Annotated in this window: 21 protein-coding genes; 11 read left to right on the forward strand and 10 right to left on the reverse strand. The window is 70.7% G+C overall.

Annotation, left to right across the window (positions count from 1 at the left end; all coding sequences use genetic code 11):
- Positions 1-244 precede the first annotated feature (244 nt).
- Positions 245-400 carry a hypothetical protein gene (locus ACWCRB_RS09030; protein ID WP_450995400.1) on the reverse strand — a complete coding sequence of 52 codons (156 nt, stop codon included), beginning with the start codon at positions 398-400 and terminating at the stop codon, positions 245-247.
- Positions 401-522: 122 nt separating this feature from the next.
- Between ACWCRB_RS09030 and ACWCRB_RS09035 the strand changes: the two genes are divergently transcribed.
- The 10 genes from ACWCRB_RS09035 (at position 523) to ACWCRB_RS09080 (ending at position 10,701) form a co-directional block, all read left to right on the forward strand.
- Entirely contained in the window at positions 523-1,212 is a 690-nt protein-coding gene (locus tag ACWCRB_RS09035) for a TetR/AcrR family transcriptional regulator (protein ID WP_450995401.1), read from the forward strand.
- 404 nt (positions 1,213-1,616) lie between these two features.
- The gene (locus ACWCRB_RS09040; RefSeq protein ID WP_450995402.1) at positions 1,617-3,125 is read left to right on the forward strand and encodes an FGGY-family carbohydrate kinase; all 1,509 of its coding nucleotides are present in this window, start codon (positions 1,617-1,619) and stop codon (positions 3,123-3,125) included.
- A gap of 219 nt (positions 3,126-3,344) precedes the next feature.
- A complete protein-coding gene (locus tag ACWCRB_RS09045; RefSeq protein WP_369032372.1) occupies positions 3,345-4,697 on the forward strand; it encodes an ABC transporter substrate-binding protein in 1,353 nt (450 codons plus the stop codon).
- 80 nt (positions 4,698-4,777) lie between these two features.
- The gene (locus ACWCRB_RS09050) at positions 4,778-5,740 is read left to right on the forward strand and encodes a carbohydrate ABC transporter permease (RefSeq protein ID WP_450995403.1); all 963 of its coding nucleotides are present in this window, start codon (positions 4,778-4,780) and stop codon (positions 5,738-5,740) included.
- On the forward strand, positions 5,737-6,618 hold the full coding sequence (locus ACWCRB_RS09055) for a carbohydrate ABC transporter permease (protein ID WP_450995404.1): 882 nt from the start codon (positions 5,737-5,739) through the stop codon (positions 6,616-6,618). The genes ACWCRB_RS09050 and ACWCRB_RS09055 overlap by 4 nt, the downstream gene beginning before the upstream one ends.
- Positions 6,615-7,622, forward strand: coding sequence for a zinc-dependent alcohol dehydrogenase family protein (locus tag ACWCRB_RS09060; RefSeq protein WP_450995405.1), 1,008 nt, complete (start codon positions 6,615-6,617; stop codon positions 7,620-7,622). The genes ACWCRB_RS09055 and ACWCRB_RS09060 overlap by 4 nt, the downstream gene beginning before the upstream one ends.
- Positions 7,623-7,648: 26 nt before the next feature.
- The gene (locus tag ACWCRB_RS09065) at positions 7,649-8,683 is read left to right on the forward strand and encodes a zinc-dependent alcohol dehydrogenase (protein WP_450995406.1); all 1,035 of its coding nucleotides are present in this window, start codon (positions 7,649-7,651) and stop codon (positions 8,681-8,683) included.
- Between the two features lie 82 nt (positions 8,684-8,765).
- Positions 8,766-9,572, forward strand: a complete 807-nt coding sequence (locus ACWCRB_RS09070) for a DeoR/GlpR family DNA-binding transcription regulator (RefSeq protein WP_450995407.1) — start codon at positions 8,766-8,768, stop codon at positions 9,570-9,572.
- A complete protein-coding gene (locus ACWCRB_RS09075) occupies positions 9,569-10,306 on the forward strand; it encodes an HAD family hydrolase (RefSeq protein ID WP_450995408.1) in 738 nt (245 codons plus the stop codon). The genes ACWCRB_RS09070 and ACWCRB_RS09075 overlap by 4 nt, the downstream gene beginning before the upstream one ends.
- A 41-nt stretch (positions 10,307-10,347) precedes the next feature.
- Positions 10,348-10,701: a VOC family protein gene (locus ACWCRB_RS09080; protein ID WP_450995409.1), complete on the forward strand. Its 354-nt coding sequence runs from the start codon at positions 10,348-10,350 to the stop codon at positions 10,699-10,701.
- Between the two features lie 8 nt (positions 10,702-10,709).
- On the opposite strand, the gene ACWCRB_RS09085 is transcribed toward ACWCRB_RS09080, so the two are convergent.
- From ACWCRB_RS09085 to ACWCRB_RS09125, 9 genes are all read right to left on the reverse strand, one after another.
- Positions 10,710-11,753 (reverse strand): sulfotransferase, encoded by a 1,044-nt coding sequence (locus ACWCRB_RS09085; protein ID WP_450995410.1) that lies wholly within the window; start codon positions 11,751-11,753, stop codon positions 10,710-10,712.
- A gap of 90 nt (positions 11,754-11,843) precedes the next feature.
- Positions 11,844-12,977, reverse strand: coding sequence for an acyl-CoA dehydrogenase family protein (locus ACWCRB_RS09090; protein WP_450995411.1), 1,134 nt, complete (start codon positions 12,975-12,977; stop codon positions 11,844-11,846).
- A 100-nt stretch (positions 12,978-13,077) separates the two neighbouring features.
- Entirely contained in the window at positions 13,078-13,968 is an 891-nt protein-coding gene (locus ACWCRB_RS09095; RefSeq protein WP_450995412.1) for a shikimate dehydrogenase, read from the reverse strand.
- Entirely contained in the window at positions 13,965-14,711 is a 747-nt protein-coding gene (locus ACWCRB_RS09100; protein ID WP_450995413.1) for an ABC transporter ATP-binding protein, read from the reverse strand. The genes ACWCRB_RS09095 and ACWCRB_RS09100 overlap by 4 nt, the downstream gene beginning before the upstream one ends.
- The gene (locus tag ACWCRB_RS09105; protein ID WP_450995414.1) at positions 14,708-16,573 is read right to left on the reverse strand and encodes a branched-chain amino acid ABC transporter ATP-binding protein/permease; all 1,866 of its coding nucleotides are present in this window, start codon (positions 16,571-16,573) and stop codon (positions 14,708-14,710) included. Before ACWCRB_RS09105 ends, ACWCRB_RS09100 begins: the two co-directional genes overlap by 4 nt.
- Positions 16,570-17,439, reverse strand: coding sequence for a branched-chain amino acid ABC transporter permease (locus tag ACWCRB_RS09110; protein ID WP_450995415.1), 870 nt, complete (start codon positions 17,437-17,439; stop codon positions 16,570-16,572). Before ACWCRB_RS09110 ends, ACWCRB_RS09105 begins: the two co-directional genes overlap by 4 nt.
- 17 nt (positions 17,440-17,456) lie before the next feature.
- Positions 17,457-18,596 carry an ABC transporter substrate-binding protein gene (locus ACWCRB_RS09115; protein ID WP_450995416.1) on the reverse strand — a complete coding sequence of 380 codons (1,140 nt, stop codon included), beginning with the start codon at positions 18,594-18,596 and terminating at the stop codon, positions 17,457-17,459.
- Positions 18,597-18,651: 55 nt separating this feature from the next.
- Positions 18,652-20,406, reverse strand: a complete 1,755-nt coding sequence (locus ACWCRB_RS09120) for a thiamine pyrophosphate-binding protein (protein WP_450995417.1) — start codon at positions 20,404-20,406, stop codon at positions 18,652-18,654.
- On the reverse strand, positions 20,403-21,908 hold the full coding sequence (locus ACWCRB_RS09125) for an aldehyde dehydrogenase family protein (RefSeq protein WP_450995418.1): 1,506 nt from the start codon (positions 21,906-21,908) through the stop codon (positions 20,403-20,405). The genes ACWCRB_RS09120 and ACWCRB_RS09125 overlap by 4 nt, the downstream gene beginning before the upstream one ends.
- Before the next feature lie 154 nt (positions 21,909-22,062).
- Between ACWCRB_RS09125 and ACWCRB_RS09130 the strand changes: the two genes are divergently transcribed.
- The gene (locus ACWCRB_RS09130; protein WP_450995419.1) at positions 22,063-22,878 is read left to right on the forward strand and encodes an IclR family transcriptional regulator; all 816 of its coding nucleotides are present in this window, start codon (positions 22,063-22,065) and stop codon (positions 22,876-22,878) included.
- The last annotated feature ends 3 nt before the right edge of the window (positions 22,879-22,881 follow it).

Below are 22,881 nucleotides of genomic sequence, written 5' to 3' on the forward strand. Positions count from 1 at the left end.
GGCCCGCACCGGTCACGGATCCGCCCACGGCGGTCGCGCCGAGTGCGGTCGCGGTCAGCATTCTGCGGCGGGTGAGCATGGAGGAAGGGGAGTTGAGGGGAGAGGAGTTGTTGTCGGACATGGGACTCCCGTCGAGGGGCGTGGGGACGATGCGAGAGTGTCGCGAACATGTCAATTCGGACCTTTGAGGCCAACCCTGCCGAGGCGATCCCGGACGCAAGGTGGGGACGAAGAAAGAGGCCCGTTACTCCTGAGCGGCGATGCACTCCAGGTTGCCCATGCACTTCATGAGGACCGGCGGAATGTGGGCCTCAGGGACGTCGGAGGCACCGCCCGGTGCGATGACACACGCACCTCCGGTGGCGACGACGCTTCTGCCGTACAGACCTGTGGTGGTCATGGGGCATTCCTTGCGTGGGGGGCTGGTGATGCGGCAACACCGTACTGCGTTCTGTCACTGCGCGCCATGAAGTCGCACCGTGACATCAATTAGGATCACCGCATCGAGGCGAGGAGGAACGGATGGCCGGGCGATCCGGTGCGGGTGTGGGGCGACCTCCGTTGACGGAACGGCGCCGCGCAGAGACGCGCATGGAGATCGCCGACGAGGCGGTACGGCTGTTCGTCGAGCGGGGCGTGGCGGGAACGACGGCGGAGGACATCGCCGCGGCCGCCGGACTCTCCACCCGCACCCTGTGGCGCTACTTCCGCTCGAAGGAGGAGTGCGCGCGGCCCCTGCTCACGGTGGGCATCGAGGTGCTGACCGAGCGCCTGCGCGACTACTGGAACGGCAGCCGTACGCTCGCCGAGGCGATCTCGGCCATCGAGGAGCCCGGCATCCCGGTCGCGCAGCATCTGGAAACCCTGCGCGACCTCGTCCGCCTGAGCCGGGACGAGCCCGGCCTGCGCGCCGTCTGGCTGGAGGCCCACTTCGACGCCGAAGTCGTCCTCGCCGGTCTGATCGCCGAAGGCACCGACCGCCGCGAGGACGACCTGGCCGTCCGTCTGGAGGCGGGCATGATGAACACCGCGCTGCGCGTCGCGGTCGAGCACTGGGCCCTCCAGCCCCACGAGCCGACCGGCCCACCGCTCGGCGCGACCCTCGGCCAGGCCCTGCAGGCGATCACCCAGTTCCTCGACGCGGACACGGACCCCGCTCCCGGCCGGAAGCCGATGATCCGCCTCCCGGCCATGGACTCCGGGGGCGAGTAGTCGGCGTCCAGGCCGTCCCGGCGAGAACGATCTTGCCGGGACGCCGAGGACGAGCCGACGGCCGGGGCGAGGTTCTCATGGAGCGAGGTGAAGTCGGCGCCGCGCTCTGAGCCGACGATCTGCCGAGCCGACGCGACAGCAACTCGGCGATCAGCAGCCGGACCGCGGGACGGGGCCGGGTTCCGGTCGGGCCGTGGGAGGTGGATACGGTGCCGCTCCGTTCCCGTCCGCCGACGACATGCGCTTCCCGTCCGAAGAGGACCCCCTTGGACGCAGTGTCCAGGTGGCGGTCCGGCCCCGCCGGCCTCCCGCGTGGGACGATCGGGCTGTGGTCTGTGTGGTTTCGGTACGCGAGGAGACCGCGTCGCCCGTTCTGGTCGCGCGACCTGGGGTGGGTGTGAGTCGTGGCGCGTGACCTGGTGCTCGGTGTCGACGCGGGACACACGGTGACGAAGGCCGTGCTGTTCGACGCCACCGGCCGGCCGGTCGCGCGGGGCAGCGGCATGCTTCCGCTGAGCACCCCTAGGCCCCACTGGGTCGAGCGGGACATGGACGACGTATGGCGAACGGCGCGGCAGGCCATCGCGGCCTGTCTCGCCGAGGCGGGTCCGGACGCGGGTCGGTCCGTCGCCGCGGTGGGACTGGCCGCGCACGGCGACGGTCTGTACGCCGTCGACGAACGGGGTCGGCCGGTACGGGCCGCGATCGTGGCGATGGACACGCGCGCCGAGCCGGTGCTGGCGGAGTGGCGGGGCACTCCGGTCTGGTCGCGCGCCCTGGAGCTGTCGGGCACGGTGCCCTTCGCGGGTTCTCCGGCCGCCCTGCTGGCCTGGCTGGTCCGCCATGAGCCCCAGGTGGTCGACGAGGCCCGCTGGCTGCTGTCCTGCAAGGACTGGCTGCGGCTGAGGCTGACGGGCGCGGTGGCCACCGATCCCACGGACGCCAGCGCCTCGTTCACCGACATGCGGCGGGGCGGCTACTCGCCGGAGCTGCTCGATCTGTACGGTCTCGGCGCGCTCTCCGACCTGCTGCCGCCCGTGCTCGCGTGCGACGCGGTGAGCGGGACCGTCACCCCCGAGGCCGCGGCCCTCACCGGGCTCACCGCCGGCACGCCCGTCGTCACGGGCGCCCATGACGTCGACGCCGCCGCGCTCGGGATCGGCGGCACGGTGCCGGGCGAACTGTGCCTGATCGCCGGGTCGTTCAGCATCAACCAGGTGGTCGTCGAGCACCCGGTCGTCGATCCGCGCTGGCAGGTCCGTCACTTCGTCCGCCCCGGACAGTGGATGACCATGTCCACCTCACCGGCGTCGGTGGCGAACCTGGAGTGGTTCCTGCGGGTCACGGGCAGCCCGGCCGAGCAGCGGGACGGCGTCCACGAGACGATCGGCCGCGAGGTCGAGGCCCATCTGGCGGGACCGTCCGAGGTGTTGTTCCACCCGTTCGTCTATGGCTCCCCGCATCCGCATCCCACCTCCGGGACGTTCCTCGGTCTGCGCGGCTGGCACGAGCGCGGGCATCTGCTGCGGGCCCTGATGGAGGGCGTCGTACTCAATCACCGCTGGCACGTCGACGCGCTCTGTTCGAAGCTGCCGGTCACCGGGGCGGCCCGGCTGACCGGGGGCGCCGCGCACAGCGAGGTGTGGAGCCAGATGTTCGCCGACGCGCTGCGGCGGCCGGTCGTCGTGACCGACGTCCGCGAGAGCGCGGCCCGGGGCGCGGCTCTGCTGGCCGCAACCGCCGTCGGACTGCTCGACGACGTCACGGACCCGCGCGCCGGCGCCACCGTCCTCCGACGCCACGAGCCCCGCCCCGACCGGGTCGCCGTCCTCGACGAGGCGTACGAGGTGTACCGGGAGGCGCTGGAGGCCCTGGGGCCGGTCTGGGCCCGTCTGGACGCGCCGGAGGCCTGAGGCCCAGCGCCCTCACCTGCGTCGATCAGGCGCAACGGAGGTCCGCCAGGAGCCCCCTGCCACCCTCCTGCCACCCCCTCCGAGACATCTTAACGATAAGTAACGAAAAGTTATCTCGCAAAATGCGTTAACAAAGGCGCAGTCTCCTGCTAATAATTCCGCCATCGAAACGCGCCCGACCCCCCAGGGACGCATCCCGCACGAGAGGTCCCCCGTCACATGCGATCGACCAGATACGCCCTCATAGCCGGCGCCGCCGCCACCGCCCTGCTCGCCACCGCCTGTTCCGGAGCCGGAGCCGGCGGGTCCTCGGACGGGGGCAAGAGCATCAACGTCCTCATGGTCGGCAACCCGCAGATGGAGGACATCGCGAAGCTGACCAAGGACAACTTCACCAAGGACACCGGGATCAAGGTCAACTTCACGATCCTTCCCGAGAACGAGCTGCGCGACAAAGTCACCCAGGACATCGCCACCCAGGCCGGCCAGTACGACGTCGCCACCATCGGCGCCTACGAGGTGCCCATCTGGGAGAAGAACGGCTGGCTGCACGACCTCGGCACGTACGCCGACAAGGACACCAGCTTCGACAAGGCCGACCTGCTCAAGCCGATGGTGCAGTCGCTCACCGGCTCGGACGGCAAGCTCTACGCCCTGCCGTTCTACGGCGAGTCCTCGATGCTCATGTACAACAAGAGCGTCATGAAGGCGAAGGGCATCACGGTGCCCGAGCACCCGACCTGGCAGCAGATCGCCGACATCGCGGCCAAGGTCGACGGCGCCGAGCCCGGTATGAAGGGCATCTGTCTGCGCGGGCTGGCCGGTTGGGGCGAGCTGGGCGCGCCGCTGACGTCCATGGTCAACACCTTCGGCGGCACCTGGTTCACCAAGGACTGGAAGGCGCAGGTCAACACCGGCGGCTTCAAGAAGGCCACCGAGTTCTACGTCAAGCTGGTCAAGGAGCACGGCGAGTCCGGCGCCCCGCAGGCCGGGTTCACCGAGTGCCTGAACGCGCTCAGCCAGAAGAAGGTCGCGATGTGGTACGACGCGACCAGCGCCGCCGGTTCCCTGGAGGACCCCGCCTCCAGCAAGATCGCCGGCGATGTCGGCTACGCGTACGCGCCGACCGTCGAGACGGACAGCAGCGGCTGGCTGTGGGCCTGGTCGTGGGCCATGCCGAAGACCACGAAGAACGCGGACGCCGCCTCGCAGTTCATGCTGTGGGCGTCCAGCAAGAAGTACGAGAACCTGGTCGGCGAGAAGCTCGGCTGGGCGCGTGTCCCGGCGGGCAAGCGGGCCAGCACGTACGAGATCCCGGAGTACAAGAAGGCCGCCGCTTCGTTCGGTGACATCACGCTGAAGTCCATCGAGGGCGCCGACCCGGCGAACCCGGGCGTCCAGCCCCGGCCGACCGTGGGCATCCAGTACGTGGCCATCCCCGAGTTCCAGGACCTGGGCACCAAGGTCACCCAGGAGATCTCCGCCGCCATCGCCGGCAAGACCAGCGTGGACAAGGCGCTCGACGACGGTCAGAAGCTCGCCGAGGAAGTCGCCAAGACCTACCAGAAGTGACCTTCAGCGCCCGGCCGGCCCTGACACCGGCCGGGCGCCGCTTCACCGACCCCGGCCGTCACCGGCGGAGGAAAGTTCTCATGACCACGCTCACCGCACCCCCCAAGCAGGCTCCCCCACCCGTCCGTCCCCGGAAGTCCTCGGGCGCGGCGGCCAAGTGGAAGCGGCGCGTTCCGCTGCTGCCCGCGCTGATCTTCACCATCGTCGTCACGCAGCTGCCGTTCGTGGCCACGCTGATCATCTCCACCTTCCAGTGGAACATCCTCAAGCCGGGCGAGCGCCACTTCGTCGGGCTGTCCAACTTCTCGTTCGTCTTCACCGACGAGCGGCTGCGCACGGCGGTCCTCAACACCGTCGTGCTCACCGCGTCGGTGGTGGTCATCAGCGTGATCCTCGGCCTCGGTCTGGCGATGCTGCTCGACCGCCGGTTCGTGGGCCGCGGCCTGGCCCGCACGCTGCTCATCGCCCCGTTCCTGGTCATGCCGGTCGCGGCGGCGCTGCTGTGGAAGCACGCCATCTACAACCCCGACTACGGCCTGCTCAACGGCACCCTGAACGCCGTATACAGGTTCTTCGGCGCGGACAACGGCCCCACGGTCGACTGGATCTCCTCCTACCCGATGCCCGCCGTCGTGGTGTCGCTGGTGTGGCAGTGGACGCCGTTCATGATGCTGATCCTGCTGGCCGGTCTGCAGGCGCAGCCCGGTGACGTCCTGGAGGCGGCCCGTATGGACGGGGCCTCGGCTCTGCAGACCTTCCGGCACATCACGCTGCCGCACCTGCGCCAGTACATCGAACTGGGCGTCCTGCTCGGCACGATCTACGTCGTGCAAACCTTCGACGCGGTCTTCACCATCACCCAGGGCGGCCCCGGCTCGCAGACGACCAACCTGCCGTACGAGATCTATCTGACCATGTTCCGCAAGTACGAGTACGGCGAGGCGGCCGCCGCCGGTGTCGTCGTCGTGCTCGGCGCGTTCGTCATCGCGACCTTCGCGCTGCGCACCATCGCGTCGCTGTTCCGCGAGGAGACCTCCCGATGACCCACGCAGCCCTCGCCCCCCGAGGGGGCAGGTTCAAGAAGCTCCTCCGTGGCAAGGACGACCCCAACTCCCCGCGCCTGTCGCCACTGTGGACGTTCGTCGCCTGGCTGGCCACGCTGGCGTTCTTCGCGCCGGTGGCGTGGATGGTGCTGACCTCCTTCCATCAGGAGGCCGACGCGGCGACCAACCCGCCGACCCCCTTCGCCCCGGTCACCTTCGACCAGTACAAGCTGCTGTTCAGCCGGGACATCACGCCGTTCCTCCTCAACTCGGCCATGGCCAGCATCCTTTCGACGGTGCTGGTGCTCGCCCTGGCGGTGCCGGCGGCGTACGCGCTGTCCATCAAGCCGGTCGAGAAGTGGACCGACGTGATGTTCTTCTTCCTGTCCACGAAGTTCCTCCCGGCCATCGCGGCCCTGCTGCCGGTGTACCTGATCGTCAAGGACGCCGGGATGCTGGACAACGTGTGGACGCTCGTCATCCTCTACACGGCGATGAACCTGCCGATCGCGGTGTGGATGATGCGCTCGTTCCTCGCCGAGGTCCCCAAGGAGATCCTGGAGGCGGCCGAGGTCGACGGCGCGGGCCTGCTCACCGTGCTGTGGCGGGTCGTCGCACCGGTCGCCATGCCCGGACTCGCCGCGACCTCGCTGATCTGCTTCATCTTCAGCTGGAACGAGTTCATGTTCGCCGTGAACCTCACCGCGACCCAGGCGTCCACCGCGCCCGTCTTCCTGGTCGGCTTCATCACCAACGAGGGTCTGTTCCTGGCCCGGCTGTGCGCGGCGGCCACTCTGGTGTCGCTGCCGGTCCTCATCGCCGGATTCGCCGCCCAGGACAAGCTCGTACGAGGTCTCTCCCTGGGAGCCGTCAAGTGAGGGCGGCTGTGATCACGGGGCCCGGCACCATCGAACTCTCCACTGTCGACGACCCCTCGCCGGGCCCGCGCGAGGTCGTCGTCGAGGTCGCGGCCACCGGAATCTGCGGCACCGATCTGCACATCCTCCAAGGGGAGTTCGCCCCGAAGCTGCCCGTCATCCCGGGCCACGAGTTCGCCGGGGAGGTCGTGGGCCTCGGCAGCGAGGTCACCGAACTCGCGATCGGTGACCAGGTCGCCGTGGACCCGTCGTTGTACTGCTTCGAGTGCCACTACTGCCGCCTCGGCCACAACAACCTCTGCGAACGCTGGGCCGCCATCGGCGTCACCCACCCGGGCGCCGCCGCCGAGTACGCCGTGGCGCCGGTCGCCAACTGTGTACGACTGCCCGACCACGTGGACGTCCAGGACGCGGCCCTGATCGAGCCGCTGTCCTGCGCGGTGCGCGGCTACGACGTCCTGCGCAGCCGACTCGCCTCCCGTGTGCTCGTCTACGGCGCCGGAACGATGGGCCTGATGATGCTCCAGCTGGCCAAGGCCACGGGCGCCGCGAGCGTCGACGTCGTCGACATCAACGCCGAACGTCTCGCCACAGCCGGGCAGTTGGGCTGCTCCGCCGGTGCCACGTCCGCCGACGAACTCGACCGGCCGAACTACGGCTGGGATCTGGTCATCGACGCCACCGGCAACGCGAATGCCATCCAGGACGCTCTCGGCCGGGTCGGCAAGGGCGGCACGTACCTGCAGTTCGGGGTCGCCGACTATGCCACGCGGGCCACCATCGAGCCGTACAGGATCTACAACCAGGAGATCACGATCACCGGCTCGATGGCCGTCCTGCACAGCTTCGAGCGGGCCGCCGACCTCTTCGCCACCGGTGTCATCGACCCGCGCGTCTTCATCAGCGACCGTCTTCCCCTGGCCGCGTTCCCGGACGCGATAGCCCGCTTCCAGGCCGGTATCGGCCGCAAGATCCAGATCCAGCCCGGTCTCGCCTCCGCGTGAACACCCGAACCGAACGGACCCCCACCATGACCGAGCAGATCCGCCGCGTTCTCGTCCGCTCCCTGGACGACATCAGTATCGAGCACGTGCCCGCGCCCGTACCCGGGGACGACGAACTCCTCGTACGCACCACGGTCGTCGGTGTGTGCGGCTCCGACACGCATGCGGCGGCCGGGCACCATCCCTTCATCGACCTGCCCTACCGCCCCGGTCACGAGGCGGTGGGTGTCGTCGCCGCGGCGGGGCGGGTGGCCGGGGACTTCGCGCCCGGCGAGCGGGTGATCATCGAGCCCAACCTGTACTGCGGCGCCTGCCCCCAGTGCCTCTCCGGCCGCTACAACATCTGCCAGGAGCTGAAGGTCTTCGGCTGCCAGACGCCCGGCGCGATGACCGACCTGTTCACCATCCCGGCCGGCCGCGTCCACCGTGTCCCGGACGGCATGACGGACATCGAGGCCGCCCTCGTCGAGCCGCTGGCCACCCCGGTGCACGCCGTGGCGAAGGCCGGTGACCTCACCGGCCGTACGGTCGTCGTGCTCGGCGCCGGGCCCATCGGGCTGCTCGTCCTCGCCGCCGCCCGGCACGCCGGGGCCGCACGGATCGCCGTCACCGACCTGCTGGACGGCAAGCGGGAGCGTGCCCTGCGGCTCGGCGCCGACGCTGCCCTGCCCGCCGACGCGACCGACCTGGTCGAGCGGGCCCACGCGGCGCTCGGCGGACCGGCCGACGTGGTCTTCGACTGTGTGGCACGCGAGCAGTCCATGGCGCAGGCCATCGACCTGGTCGCCAAGGGCGGCACGGTCATCGTCGTCGGCGTCGGAGCCGCGGGGACCACCCCCGTCCGCCTCGACCTGATCCAGGACCGGGAGATACGGATCGAGGGCACCCTGATGTACACCGGCGACGACTACCGCACCGCGATGTCCCTGATCTCGTCCGGCGCCGTCGACACCGCCGAGATCGTCACCGCCACCTACCCGTTGGAGGACGCCGCCAAGGCGTTCGCCGCGTCCGTAGACCCCGAACAGGTCAAGGTGCTGGTCACCGTGGGAGGTGCTTAGGCCCGGAGGGCGGACGAAACACGGCCCTCACCGGGCCGTGTGGGAAACTGCGAGATCGGAGCGACCGGGAAGGAGGGGCGCCGTGACCGCGCGTACCCGACTGTCACAGGCGGCCGTCGAGGAGCGGCGGCAGGCCGTGCTGCGGTATGTCGCCGAACACGGCGAGACCCGTATCGACGACCTCGCCCGGCACTTCGGCGTCAGTCTGATGACGATGCACCGGGACCTGGACGACCTCGCCGGGCGCCATCTGCTGCGCAAGGAGCGCGGGCGGGCCGTCGCCTTCCCCGCCCTCACCATGGAGACCGCCACCCGGTTCCGGGAGAACAGCGCCCTCGCGGCCAAGAACGCGCTGTGCGCGGCCGTCGTCGGCCGGATCAGGCCGGGCAGCACGGTGCTCATGGAGGACTCGACCACCCTGTTCCCGCTGGTCCCCGCGCTGGCCCGGTTGGAGCAGCTCCATGTGGTCACCAACTCCGTCGGCCTCGCCCAGCGCCTCGGGTCCGCGCCCGGGGTGAACGTCACTCTGCTGGGCGGCCACTACCGCGCGGACTTCAACTCCTGCACCGGTCCCACCGTCACCCGCACCCTGTCCCGGATCCGGGCCGACCTCGCCCTGATGTCCGCCACCGCCGTCCTGGACGGCCGGCTCTTCCACCCGGTGAGCGACTACGTCGAGGTGAAGCTGGCGATGCTCGCCTCCGCCGAGCAGGCGCTGCTCCTGGTGGACCACTCCAAGTTCGGCAAGACCGCCACGTACGCGTACGGCACCGTGGCCGACTACCACTCCGTCATCACCGACACCGGCACCCCCGAGGGGGAACTCACGGCCATGCGCGATCTCGGCGCCACCGTCGAGACGGTCGAACCCGAAGAGCCTGCCCTGTGATCCGCACCCTGTTCGAAACACCGACCGCCTACCACCCCAGTGACGCCGAGGCGGCCGCGCCGGTGCTCCCGGTCCGGGCGGTGCTGTTCGACTTCAGCAACACCATCTTCCAGATGATCGACCTGGACACGTGGCTGCACCGGGTCGCCGCCGCCACCGGCCGTCTCGCCGTGCTGGACGCGCCGGGCGCGGTGGCGGAGATCTCCGACCAGCTGCGTACCGCCTTCCGGCTGCCGTCCGTCGTCGCGCTCCAGGAGGGCCGGGATCTCTCCTGCGAGCAGCACCGCCGTGCCATGTGGGGCTGGTGGGAGCGAGTGGACTTCCTGCGCGGCGCGGAGGAGGCGGCCTACCGGGAACTCACCGCCCCGGACGCCTGGATCCCGTACCCCGACACCGAACCGGTGCTGCGCGCCCTGCGCGAGCGCGGACTGCGCGTCGCCGTCGTGAGCGACTTCGCCTGGGATCTGCGCATCCACCTCGCCCATCACGGGCTGGACGCCCTGATCGACACCTGCGTCGTCTCGTACGAGCAGGGCCGGGAGAAACCCGATCCGCAACTGTTCCTGAAGGCATGCGCCGACCTGGGCGCGGACCCGCGGGCCGCCCTCATGGTCGGTGACAATCCGGTCCGTGACGGGGGCGCGGCAGCCTGCGGCCTGCGCACTTACATCCTCCCGGCCGAGCACCGGACCGGTAAACGCGGCCTGGCGGACGTGTTGCGGCTCGTGGACTGACAGCGGGGGCGGGCCGATCCCCCTCCTGGCAGGATGACCGCATGGAACGTGTGCTTGGCATCGGTGGACATTTCATGCGGGCGGCCGATCCGGTGGCCCTGAGCGCTTGGTACCGCGACAGTCTGGGCCTGGACGCCGACGAGCACGGCCTGTGGGAGCAGGCGGCCGGGCCGACGGTGTTCGCGGCGTTCGAGGCGGACACCGACTACTTCGGGTCCCGTACCCAGCAGACCATGCTCAACTTCCGGGTCCGCGACCTGGACGCGATGCTCGCGCAACTGCGCGCCCAGGGAGCGGACGTGGCCGAGGAGACGCAGGACATGGCGGGTGTCGGCCGGTTCGGCTGGGTCACCGACCCCGAGGGCAACCGGATCGAACTGTGGCAGCCCGCCTGACAGCGTCCTCACGCAGGCGGTGACACTCGGCCCTCCAGGACGCGGGTGCCCGGGGCGCAGCTCTCCCGTAGTTCGGCGAGTTCGGCGGCGGGCAGACTCAGGGCGGAGCCTCGCCGGCTGTGGTCGAGCAGGGCCGACCCTGCCTTCAGCCAGCTCGGCACAGGGTCCACGCCGATGAACTCCGCCAGGCGGGTCAGCTCTTCGGCAGGGCGGTCCAGGAGGTCCTCGTAGGCGAGGGTGGTGCGCCGGTCGGCGGGCAGCCCGGTGAGGAACTCCGTTCCCTCGTTGACGAGTTGGGACCACAGGGTGCCGAAGGTCCGCAGGGGGATGTCGCGGTCGCGTACGAGGGCCGGGTCGAAGCGGTCGTCGAGCAGGGGTGCCAGGTCCGGGGGCAGCGCGCGAAGGTGCTCGGGGGTCAGCTCGCCGAAGCTGTCGATGCCGGCGCGGGTCTTGATCTCGCGGAGCAGGGCGATCGCGCGGTATCCGGGGTGGCGGCTCATGGACAGGGCGCAGTCCGGGCCGTCGCGGAACATGTGCACGAACCTCGCCTCCGGGAAGGCCTCCCGCAGTCCCGGGGCCCAGCCGGTCGAGTAGCCCGAGCGCTCCACGACGGCGGTACGTCCGAAGCGGGCGCAGAGCAGGCCGTACAGAGCCCGGTGATGCTCGGCGGCGGCGCGCTGCGGCCACTGGACCACCTCCGCGCCGAGTTCGTCGAGGAGTGCGTCCGGGTCGTCGGTGAGGTGGGGCAGCACCATCAGGGAGAGCGCGGGAATTCCGGCCGTGGTCCGCCCCGAGTATCTGCCGGGGCGGCTGGTGTGGAGGAACTCCGGCAGCGGCAGCCCGCTGCGGATCATCCGCTCGAAATGCGGCGCGGGGTCGGAGAGCGCCTGCCAGAACTCCTCGCCGCCCACTTTCCCCGCCGGGAAGGACGCGTCGCCGACCGAGGCCATGAACTCGTTCAGACTCAGCACGTCCGGGTGGGAGTTGAGGATGCGGGACAGCGCCGTGGAGCCGCTGCGGCCCGTACCGAAGACGAAGGTCAGAGAACGCATGATCCCCTTTCGACTGGTGGATTTCGAGTGGTGGACGGTGCGCGCTGTTCAACTCTGCCCGGTCCGACAGGTTGCGCACCCCCGCGAGTTCTAGGGGTAGCCGGGGAAGGGCTGGACGCCCATGAGGACCGCGCCCGCGCCGTCGTACATGCCCTCCTGGAGGAAGGCGTGCTGCGGTACGACCGAGGCGTCGCGCAAGTAGCGCTGGAGGGGGCTGTCGTCGGCGACGGCGTCGATGCCGCCGAGTTGGTAGGCGGTCCGGACGACCTCGAAGGAGGTCTTGGCGAGGTGCGCGGAGGCCAGACGCAGCATGCTCGCCTGGTCGGCGGTGGCGGGGGCGCCCGCGCTGATCGTCGCCCATGCCTCCTCCGTGGCCTCGTAGAAGAAGGCGCGTACGGACCGGAGTTGGGCCTCCGCCCGGCCGACCGCGATGCGGTAGGTGGCGCGTTCGGCGGGTTTGGGGGCGCCGGTGTAGCCGGACCGGCCGCCCTGCGCGATGACGTGGTCGAGGGCGGCGCGGGCGACACCGAGGCCGACGACGGCCAGGACCTGGGAGGCGTAGGGGACGGTCGGGTAGCGGTAGAGGGGTTCGTCGACGGTGGCGGCGCCGCCACGGACGAACGTCCACTCCTCGGGTACGACGGCCCCGTCGACCACCAGGTCATGGCTGCCGGTGCCGCGCAGACCGATGACGTCCCAGTTCTCGGCGATCCTCACCCGGTCGGGCCGCAGCACGGCGGTGAGGGGCCGTCCCGCCTTGTCGGCACCGGCCTTGATGCCGACGCCGAGGACGTCCGCGCCCATACAGCCGCTGGCGAACCTCCATCGGCCCGAGACCCGGTAGCCGCCCTCGACGCGTTCGGCCGGTTGTACGGGGAACAGGCCGCCCGCGAAGGCGACATCGGGTCCGTCGGCGTACAACTCGGCCTGGGTGTCGAGCGGCAGGCCGGCCAGGTAGACGCCCGAACAGCCGAAGCTCGCGACCCAGCCGGCGGAGCCGTCGACGACCGAGATCCGCTCGATCAGGCGGAGGAACTCCGCGGGCGCAAGGGCGTCGCCGCCGAAGCGCCGCGGCACGCTCGCCCGGTAGAGTCCCGCCTCCTTGAACACGGCGATCACCTCGCGCGGAACATGCCGTTTCTCCTCGAACTCGGCCCACCGCTCCTCGACCACGGCCAGCACCCGGTCCAGCTTCGGCCCCGGGACATCCAGCGCCTGTGTCATGAGAACAATCCCCTCGCATCGCCCTGCCGGGACGCCAAGCCTCTCAACTGTTCGTCCAGCATGGGGACTTGAAGCACATCCCGTAAGGGCACGCCGCCCGTCACTCCGGCTCGGTCAGCTCGGCGGCGTGGGCGAGCATGCGCGCGCGGTCCGGTTCGCGGCCGGTGAAGAGCCGGAACGCGTCGGCAGCCTGGAACACGACCATGCCGACACCGTTGTGCGCGGCGCAGCCGCGGGCGCGCGCGACACGCAGCAGCTCGGTCTCCAGGGGCCGGTACACGATGTCGACGACCCACAGCCCGGGGTGCAGCAGGTCGGCCGGCAGCGGAAGTCCGGGGTGGGCGGGCGTTCCGGTCGGGGTGGCGTGGACGAGGCCGTCGGCCCGGGGCAGCAGGGCCGGGAGGCCGCCCGGGGCGGACACGGTCGCGCGGCCCTCGCCGAAGCGCCGGTTCAGGGAGCCGACGAGTGCCACGGCACGGTCCGTCAGCAGGTCGACCACGGTGAGGTGTCCTGTGCCGTGGGTGAGCAGGGCGTGCGCGACGGCAGCCCCCGCTCCCCCGGCGCCGAGCTGCACGACATGTTCGCGCGGGGCGTCGGCCAACTCCCGCCCGAGGGAGGCCGCGAAGCCGGTGACGTCGGTGTTGTGCCCCACGGCCCGGCCGCCGCCCGTGCCCTCGAAGACGACGGTGTTGACGGCGCCGACCGCTTCGGCCTGCGGGCTGAGTTCGTCGAGGTGCTCGACGACGAGCTGCTTGCAGGGGTGGGTGATGTTGAGACCCCGGTAGCCCATGCCCCTGGCCGCCCGCACCAGTTCGCCGACTCTTGTGGGGTCGGCTCCGATGCGGTCGAGGTCGATCAGACGGTAGAGGTAGCGCAGGCCGTGCCGGTCCGCCTCCCGTTCGTGGAGCGCGGGGCTGAACGAGGTGCCGATGCCGGAGCCGATCAGCCCGATGAGATACGAGTCCCGGGGCGTCGGCGCGGGCCCGTTCACAGTCCGAGGTAGATCTGGCGGACCCGGGTGTCCCGGCTGAGTTCCTCGGAGGTTCCCGTCATGGCGACGCTCCCGTTCTCCATGACGAGGCAGTGGCTGGTCGCGCCGAAGGTGAGTTTGGCGTTCTGCTCGACCAGGAGCAGGCTCAGGCCCTCCTCCCTCAGCCGCTTCAGGGTGTCGAGGATGAAGCCGACGAGTTTGGGCGACAGGCCCATCGACGGTTCGTCGAGGAGGAGGACACGCGGCCTGGCCATCAGGGCGCGGCCGATGGAGAGCATCTGCTGCTGTCCGCCGGAGAGGGCTCCGGCCAGCCGTCCGCTCATCTCCCGCAGTACCGGGAAGAGTTCGTACACCTCCTCCAGAGCGGCCCGGGTCTCTCCGTCCCAGCGCCGCGCGTAGGCGCCGAGCAGCAGGTTCTTCTCCACGGACAGGCCGGGGAAGACATGCCGGCCCTCCGGTACGTAGCCGATGCCGTGCCGCACCATGTCGCGGGCCTTCACCCGGGTCAGGTCGCGGTCGCCGAGCAGGACCCGTCCGCCGCTGCGCGGGACCAGGCCCATCAGGGCCTTGAGGGTGGAGGTCTTGCCCGCGCCGTTGGCGCCGATGATGCCGACCGAGGCGCCCGGCTCGACGCTGAAGCCGATCGAGCGGACCGCGCACACCCCTCCGTAGTGCACGGACAGGTTCTCGACGGTGAGCGTCGCGGCGGTTCCGGTACGGGAAGCGGGGGTGGTCGTCCTCACCGGGTCGACTCCTTCGAAGCGGGGGGTGGGGTCGGAGCGGGGGCCGTGTCCGGGACCGGCAGTGGGGTGTCCGCCAGCACGGAGTCGCCCAGGTAGGCCTCGATCACCTCCGGTGTCGCGACCACCTCGGCGGGGGTGCCCTCCGCGATGACTCCGCCGCCGGAGAGGACCGTGACGCGTTCGCACAGGGACATGACCAGGCCCATGTTGTGCTCGATCAGCACCACGGTGGTGCCGCTGTCGCGGATGGAGCGCACGATGTCGGCCAGCTGCCGCACCTCTTCGCCGTTCAGTCCGGCGGCCGGTTCGTCGAGGAGGAGCAGCCGGGGCCGGGCGGCCATGGCGCGCGCGATCTCGATGCGCCGCTGGATGCCGTACGGGAGGGAGCCCGGCGCGCTCTCGGCGAAGTCGGTGAGGCCGAAACGTTCGAGGAGTTCCGCGGCCTGCCGCCGCAGTCGCCGCTCCCGGCGCAGCACGCCGGGCTGCCACACCGCGTACTGCCAGATGGTGTGGGTACGGGTGCGGTCCAGGGCGACCAGGATGTTCTCCCGGACCGTCAACTGGCCGAACAGACGCAGGTTCTGGAAGGTGCGGGCCACGCCCTGGAGGGAGAGGGCGTACGGGCGGGCGGTCGTCGTGTCGCGGCCCGCGAACCGTACCCGTCCCGAACTCGCCCGGTAGAAGCCGCTGATGACGTTGAACAGGGTGGTCTTGCCCGAGCCGTTCGGGCCGACGATGCCGCGGATCTCGCCCGGGGCGACCGTGAGGGAGACGTCGTACAGGGCGCGCAGGCCGCGGAAGTCCTTGGTGACGGACCGGATGTCGAGCAGGGGCCCGCCGGAGGACGCGGGTGCCTCGGCGACGTCGTACGGCAGGAAGGGGCGCAGCTCGGCCCGGTCCGTGCCGCCGCCGCGCCTGCGGTTCCAGAACTCCCTTGCCCGGGACGGCACTCCGGCGAGTCCGGTGGGTGCGAAGACAACCATGAGGACGACCACCACGCCGTATCCGAGCTGCGCGTACGCCGAGAAGTCGGAGAGCCACTCCCGGATGAGGGTCAGGCCGATCGCGCCAACCACACAGCCGATCAGGGAGCGGCGGCCGCCGATGATGACCATGGCCAGCAGGATGAACATGTTGCCGATGGAGAAGGTCTCCGGGGCGACATAGCGGATGAGGCCCGCGTAGAGGATGCCGGCCAGGCCTCCGTACACGCTGGCGAGTACGAAGGCGGTCATCCGCAGGAGCGGGATCTCGGCGCCCATCGCCCCCGCCGCGAGGGAGTCGTCGCGCATCGCGCGCAGCCGTCGGCCAAGGGAGGTGCGGACGACGAAGAGGCCGAAGGCCAGGCCGAGGGCGCAGACCACCAACTCCAGGTAGTAGTAGAGGTATTCGCTGGAGAGGTCGATGCCGGGCAGCGTGGGCAGGGGGATGCCGGAGATGCCGTCGGCGCCTCCGGAGACCGAGGCGTTGGTGATCCAGTTGACGAAGCCGAGCGCCAGGCCAAGGGTGACGATGCCCAGGTAGTGGGACTGCATCCGCAGGGCCGGGATGCCGACCAGGAGTCCTGTCGCCGTCGTCGCGAGCAGGGCGAGCACGGCCGCCGCCCAGAACCCGTATCCGGAGTCGGTGGTCAGGATGGCGAGGGTGTAGGCGCCGACTCCGAAGAAGGCGACCTGGGCGAGGTTGATCTGCCCGGAGATGCCCATGGCCAGACCCATGCCGATGGCCAGCAGGGCGTAGATGAGGGCGATGTCGACGACATGGATGGAGTAGCCGCCCAGGCCGTACGGCAGCAGCCAGGCGGCCACGGCCAGGACCCCGAGCGCTCCGTACCGTCCGAGCCCCCCGATGCGGAACTTCACGCGCGGCTCACCGTCCTCTCCCCGAAGACGCCCATCGGGCGGATCATGATGGCCACGGTGAAGATCAGGAAGGTCACGAGCACCGAGTAGCCCTGGAAGTGGCCCGCCGCGTAGGAGTCGAGGACGCCGATCGCGAGCCCGCCGACGACGGCTCCGGGGATGGAGCCGAAGCCGCCGAGCATCGCGGCGGCGAAGCCCTTGATGCCGAGGGCGCCGCCGAGCGAGGCGTCGACGTAGAGCATCGGGCCGACGAGCCCGCCGGCCAGGGCCGCGAGGCCGGCGCCGATGGAGAAGGCGAGGGCGTTACTGCGGCCGACGTCGATGCCGACCGCGGCGGCCGCCTCGTGGTCCATGGCGACGGCCTGCATGGCCGTGCCGCGCTTGGTCCGGGCCAGGAACCAGGCGAGGCCGATCACGGCGAGGGCCGCGACGGCCATCACCAGCAGGTCGTACGTGCGTACGCGCACCCCGAACAGGTCGAGCGGGGCGGACCGGACGGGTGAGCGGACCGCCCGTCCGGTGGTGCCCCAGATCAGGATGGCGACGGCCTGGAGGACGATGCCGAAGCCGATCGTGCCGATCAGCATCAGGTCGAAGTCCTTGTTCTCCAGGGGCCGCAGCACCCGCTCGATGACCAGGCCGATCGCGGCGGTGACCGCGATGGCCACCACCATGGCGACGGCGAAGGGGAGTTTGGAGGTGAGGTAGAAGGTGGAGGCCGCGTAGGCGCCGATCATGGCGATGTCGGCGTGCGCGAAGTTGACCAGGCCCATGGTGCGGTAGACCAGGGAGAACCCCATGGCGACCAGGGCGTAGACCGCCCCGAGGCTCAGGCCTCCGACGAGTGTCTGCAGTGTCTCCTGCACGTCAGTGCTCCCGGTGGCTACTGCTGCGGGACGAGTTTGCCGTCGCGGATGACGCCGATGGTGGTCCTGGTGATGCCGACGCCGGTCTCGTCGTACTGGAAGTCGCCGAGCAGACCCTCGTACCGGGTGGCGCGGATGGCGTCCGCGAGTTCCTCGCCGGTCGCGCCCTTGCTGGTCTGCAGCGCGGTGAGCAGGATGTTCGCCCCGTCGTAGGCCTTGGCGCCGTGCATCTCCGCCTCCTCGCCGTAGGCCGTCTGGTAGGCGGCGGCGAACTTCTTCGAGGCGTCGCTGACGTCGTTGCTGAGATAGGGCGAGCTGACGATGGTGCCCTCGGCAGCGGCCTTGCCCGCGGTGTCGATGAAGACGGGGGTGCCCTGGGGTGCGGCGCCCGCGAAGGGGGCGGTGATGCCGAGGTCGCGGGCCTGTTTGACGATCAGTCCGGCCTCGACCTCCTCCGAGCCGATGAAGATGACCTCGGGTTTCGTGGACCGGATCTTCGTCAGGGCGGCGCTGAACTCCTTCTGGTCGGTGGTGACGACCTGGTCGGTGGACGGTTTGACGCCGAGGTCGCCGACGGCCTTGAGGAAGGCGTCGTGCTCGCCCTTCCCGAAGGAGCCGTTGTTCGTGATCATGGCGATCTTCTGGTGGCCCTTCTCCTTGATCAGGTACTCGGCGAGCGTCGTGTCGTAGGTGGTGCTGGTCGGCCCGTTGAGGAAGAGGTACGGGCTCTTCAGCGCGACCAGGCCGTCGGACTGCCCGGAGGTGATGTTGGGGATCTTCGCCTGCTGGAGCACCGGCCCCATGGCGATGGTGACCGCGCTCTCCGCCGTACCGATCATGGCGATGTAGTTCTCGTCGGCGAGTTTCCGGGCGATGTTGGTGCCGGTGGTCGGGTCGCCCTGGTCGTCGAAGAGCTTCAGCTGGATCTTGCGGCCGTCGATGCCGCCCTTCTTGTTCCACTCGTCGACGGCGAGCTTGGCGCCCTTGTACTCCCAGTCGCCGAGCGAGCTGAGCTGGCCGCTCTGTGCGTCGACGACCGCGATCTTGATGGGTCCTGAGGAGTCCGCGCTGTCGGACCCGGAGTCGCCGGGCGCGCTGCACGCGGCGAGGGCCAGGGCGAGGGTCAGCGCTGCGGGCAGTCTTGGGATACGGCTCATGAAGGTCACCTCGTGGTGTGAGGAGGGGAAGGTCTTCGGAATTGCCGTGGGGTTCTCAGTCGGCGAAGGAGCCGCGGTAGATGTCCTTGATGTTCCAGTGGCCCGGTGTAGGCACCGGTTCGTTGACCATCGGTACGTCGATGACGGCCGTCCGGCGCCGGCCGATCGCGTCGGCGAGTGCCTTGGCCAGGTCGGCGGGTGCGGTGACGGTGTGGCCGTCGGCGCCGCAGGACCGGCCGAGGGCCGCGAAGTCGGGGCTGTACGGGCGTCCTTCGGCGTCGGTGAACTCGCAGCCGTAGGACCGTCCGAACGACGCGGTCTGGAGGTCGGCGATGGTGCCGTGGGCCCGGTTGTTCATCACGACGAACACGACGGGCAGGCCGCGTTCGACGGCCATCGGCAGCGCGGGCAGCTGTGCGCTCATCCCGCCGTCGCCGATCAGCGCGACCACCACCCGGTCGGGCTCGGCCAGTTGGACCCCGACCGCGGCCGCCGGTCCGAAGCCCATGGTCGAGGCTCCGCCCGGGGTGATGAACCGCCCGCCTGCGGGGAGTTCGTAGCACTGGGCGACGCCGTTCTTGTTCCAGCCGACGTCGGTGACGAGCACCGCGTCGTCGGGCAGCGCGTCGCGCAGGTCGGCGAGGATGCGCTGCGGACGCAGCGGGAACTCGTCGCCGCGCCCGGCCTCGCGGGCGGCGGCGAAGACGGCCCGGCGGGCGGCGGCGATGCCCTCCCGCAGTCCGGGCCTGACGACGGGTTCGGGCCGGGCGGATCGTACGATCGCGCCGATGACCCGCAGCGCGTCGCCGACATCGGCGACGGCGCCGGTCTCGACGGGGTAGTTGCGGCCGATCTCGGCGGGGTCGATGTCGATCTGGAGGAGCCGGCTGGGCGGGCTGTTCCGGTCGCCGAAGGTCCAGGTGTACGCCGGGTCCCAGGAGCTGGCGTCGGTCTCTGCGAACCGGGTCGCGAGGGCGAGCACGACATCGGCGCCCCTGGTGTGTTCGTGGGTGGCCTCCAGGCCCCAGAACCCGGGCATGCCGAGCAGCAGGGGGTGGCTGTCGGGGAGCACCCCTTTGCCCATCAGGGAGTGCGCGAGAGGGATGTCGAGGTGTTCGACGAGGTCCAACAGGGCCTGGCGGGCGGCCGGTTCGCGCAGTCCGCCGCCGAAGTAGATCAGCGGACGCTCGGCGCCGAGCAGGGCCTCGGCGATGTATTCGGCGGTGGTGCGGTCGATCGCCGGGAGCGTCGAGCCGCCGGGCAGGGGGTGCTGTCCCTCGTACGGCTCGACCTGCCGGTTGAACAGGTCCATCGGTACGTTGACGAGTACGGCTCCGGGCCGTCCGGAGGTCGCGGTCCAGAACGCCCGTTCGGTGGTGCGGGCCAGGTCCTGGACCCGGTGGACGTTCCAGGCGCGTTTGGTGAACGGCCGGTAGATCGCGGTCTGGTCGGCGTCCGCGTGGAGGTTGACCTCCTGGTGCGGGTGGCGGCCCTCGTAGTACGAGGGGATGTCGCCGGAGACGACGACCAGCGGGATCGAGTCGAGGGCGGCGGTGGCCACGCCGGTGACCGCGTTCATCATGCCGGGGCCGACGTGGGTGAGCAGGACGCCGGGCTTGCCGGAGGCGCGGGCGTAGCCGTCGGCGGCGTGGGCGGCGGCCTGTTCGTGGCGGGCGATCACGAACTCGATCCGGCTGGGGCCGAGCGCGTCCAGCAGGGCGATGTTGGTGTGGCCGCAGGTGCCGAAGACGAACTCGACGCCGTACGACTCCAGTTGGGCGACCATGGCCTCGGCGGCACTGACGGTCATGCGTCGCTCCCCTCGTCCACGGTGGTCGTATCGCCCCAGACGGACAGGCCACGGAGCATCAGGGTCTTGACGACCGTGTAGTCCTCGATCATCGAACGGGGCGTCTCGCGGCCGAAGCCGGAGTCCTTGACCCCGCCGAACGGGACATGGTCGAGGCGGTAGTTGGAGCTGCCGCCCACGATCAGCGCGCCGGTCTCCAGCTCGCGCCAGGCGGTGACGATCCGGCCCAGGTCGCGGGTGAACAGCCCGGCCTGGAGGCCGTAGCGGCTGGCGTTGCAGGCGTCGATGACGGCGCCGAAGTCGTCGTACGGGAGGACCGCGACCAGCGCCCCGAAGACCTCGTGGACGACGACCGAGGCGGACTCGGGCGGTCCGGCGATCAGCGTGGGCGCGGCGGTGGCGCCGTTCCGGGTGCCGCCGCGCAGGACGCGGGCGCCCGCGGCGGCGGCCTCGGCCGACCAGCGCACCACGCGTTCGGCGGCCTCCTCGTCGACCATGGAGCCGACGTCGGTGTCCGGGTCGAGGGGGTCGCCGACCTTCAGGGTGTCGACGGCGGCGGTGAAGGCGTCGAGGAAGTCGTCGTAGCGGGAGCGGTGGACGTAGACGCGCTGGACGGAGATGCAGCTCTGGCCGGAGTTGCTGTATCCGGTGCGGACGCATTCCTTCGCGGCCTGGGCGATGTCGGCGTCCTCGCAGACGATCGTGGCGGCGTTCCCGCCCAGTTCGAGGACCAGGCGCTTGGCCCCGGCGGCGCGTGCCACGGCCCGGCCGCTCGCCGCGCTGCCGGTGAAGCTGATGACGGCGACCTCGTCGGCGGCGCACAGCAGCGCGCCGACCTCGGCGCCGCCGTGCAGCAACTGCACGGCCTGCGGGGGTAATCCGCACTCCAGGAGCAGCGCCACGACCGCCGCGGTCGTGGCCGGTGCCTGGGGCGGGGCCTTGACGAGGGTGGTGTTGCCCGCGGCGAAGGACGCGCCGAGTTTGTGGGCGAGGAGGTTGGCGGGGGCGTTGAACGGGGTGATGGCGAGGGCCACTCCGGCCGGTGCGCGGTAGGTGAGGGCGGTGTTGCCGATGCCTCGCGCCCAGCCCGCGACGGGCAGTTGCTCGCCGCCGATGTGCCGGGCCTCGGAGGCGCACACCGCGAAGGTGTCCGCCACGCGGTCGATCTCCCCGCGCCCGTCCTTGAGCGGCTTGCCCAGTTCCAGCGCCAACAGCCGGGCCAGTTCCTCGCGGTAGGCCGAGGCCGCGCGCGAGGCCCGGTCCAGGATGTCGGCGCGGGCGGCGGGGGCGAGCCGGGCCACGGTGCGGGCGGAGGCGGCGGCGTGGTCGAGGGCACGGGAGACCTCCTCGCCGGTCGCCGTGGTCGTCCGGCTGACAACTCGTCGCAGATACGGGCCCGTTCGGGTCATCGAGGGGCCTTCGCCGCCCCACCGGCCCGCGATGTACGGGGGCGCCTCGACCACGCCCGCGTCCGCGCCGGCCTTCAGGAGTGAATCCAGCATGAAGCCTCCCAGGAAACCGCTGAGTGGTACCGGTGGACTGCTGTGTGGTTCGGCGTGTAACGTACGGGCGCCAACTCACGGTGACAAGAGGGCAGTTCGAGGAAAGTTCCGAGGCCTGTCCATGGGGGCGGCCCGGCACGGAGGGAGACGGCGCGTGGACGGGACCGGGCGGGAGCGGACGGAGACGGCGGCGGAGACGAGCGCCGAGGCGACCACCGAGGCCACGGGGGTACGCAGTGTGCGCAGGGCGCTGGACATTCTGGGGCTGCTGACCGAGGACCGGCCGGCCGTCACGCTGCGGGAGATCGTCGACGCCACCGGCCTGGCCAAGACCACGGTGGTCCGGTTGGTGCAGACCCTCGAACAGAGCGGTCTGCTCTGGGACACCCCGGCCGGCTACACCGCCGGGCCCGGCCTGTGGCGCTGGGCGCATCTGGCGCACGCCAGCTGGGAACTCCCCCGCGAGACCCGCAAGTTGATGCGGGAGCTGGCCGAGGAGCAGCAGGAGACGGTCAACCTGTTCATGCTGCGCGGCCTGGCCCGGGTCTGTGTCGCACAGCAGGAGAGCCCGCAGCCGCTGCGTCATGTGGTGCGGGTCGGCGATGAACTCCCCCTGTGGGCCGGCGCCTCGTCCAAGATCCTGCTCCGTACGGCTCCCGACAGCCTGCTGCGCCGGATCGCCCTGGACTCCCCGCACGGCGAGGGACACGCCCGGCAGCTGCGGGTGTGGGCGGACCTGGCGGCGGAGCGCGGCTTCGCGGTCAGCCGGGGTGAGCGCGACGAGGGGCTGACGGCCGTGGCCGTGCCGGTCGTCGGGCGCACCGGGGCCGTCGTCGCCGCGCTGTCGCTCAGCGGGCCCAGCCATCGCTTCCCCGAGACCGCCGTCCCCCGCTTCGCCGAGGCGCTGAGCGCGGTCTCCCGGCAGATGTCGGAGCAGGGCTTCGACCATCCGCTCAGCCCCACGAGGTAGCCC

Source organism: Streptomyces sp. NPDC002156, from assembly GCF_053593675.1.

Bases quoted from the DNA above. Each gene is read 5' to 3' on its own strand.
- ACWCRB_RS09030 (WP_450995400.1), bottom strand. From the start codon at position 400: ATGACCACCACAGGTCTGTACGGCAGAAGCGTCGTCGCCACCGGAGGT.
- ACWCRB_RS09035 (WP_450995401.1), top strand. From the start codon at position 523: ATGGCCGGGCGATCCGGTGCGGGTGTGGGGCGACCTCCGTTGACGGAA.
- ACWCRB_RS09045 (WP_369032372.1), top strand. From the start codon at position 3,345: ATGCGATCGACCAGATACGCCCTCATAGCCGGCGCCGCCGCCACCGCC.
- ACWCRB_RS09050 (WP_450995403.1), top strand. From the start codon at position 4,778: ATGACCACGCTCACCGCACCCCCCAAGCAGGCTCCCCCACCCGTCCGT.
- ACWCRB_RS09055 (WP_450995404.1), top strand. From the start codon at position 5,737: ATGACCCACGCAGCCCTCGCCCCCCGAGGGGGCAGGTTCAAGAAGCTC.
- ACWCRB_RS09065 (WP_450995406.1), top strand. From the start codon at position 7,649: ATGACCGAGCAGATCCGCCGCGTTCTCGTCCGCTCCCTGGACGACATC.
- ACWCRB_RS09080 (WP_450995409.1), top strand. From the start codon at position 10,348: ATGGAACGTGTGCTTGGCATCGGTGGACATTTCATGCGGGCGGCCGAT.
- ACWCRB_RS09085 (WP_450995410.1), bottom strand. From the start codon at position 11,753: ATGCGTTCTCTGACCTTCGTCTTCGGTACGGGCCGCAGCGGCTCCACG.
- ACWCRB_RS09090 (WP_450995411.1), bottom strand. From the start codon at position 12,977: ATGACACAGGCGCTGGATGTCCCGGGGCCGAAGCTGGACCGGGTGCTG.
- ACWCRB_RS09115 (WP_450995416.1), bottom strand. From the start codon at position 18,596: ATGAGCCGTATCCCAAGACTGCCCGCAGCGCTGACCCTCGCCCTGGCC.
- ACWCRB_RS09120 (WP_450995417.1), bottom strand. From the start codon at position 20,406: ATGACCGTCAGTGCCGCCGAGGCCATGGTCGCCCAACTGGAGTCGTAC.
- ACWCRB_RS09125 (WP_450995418.1), bottom strand. From the start codon at position 21,908: ATGCTGGATTCACTCCTGAAGGCCGGCGCGGACGCGGGCGTGGTCGAG.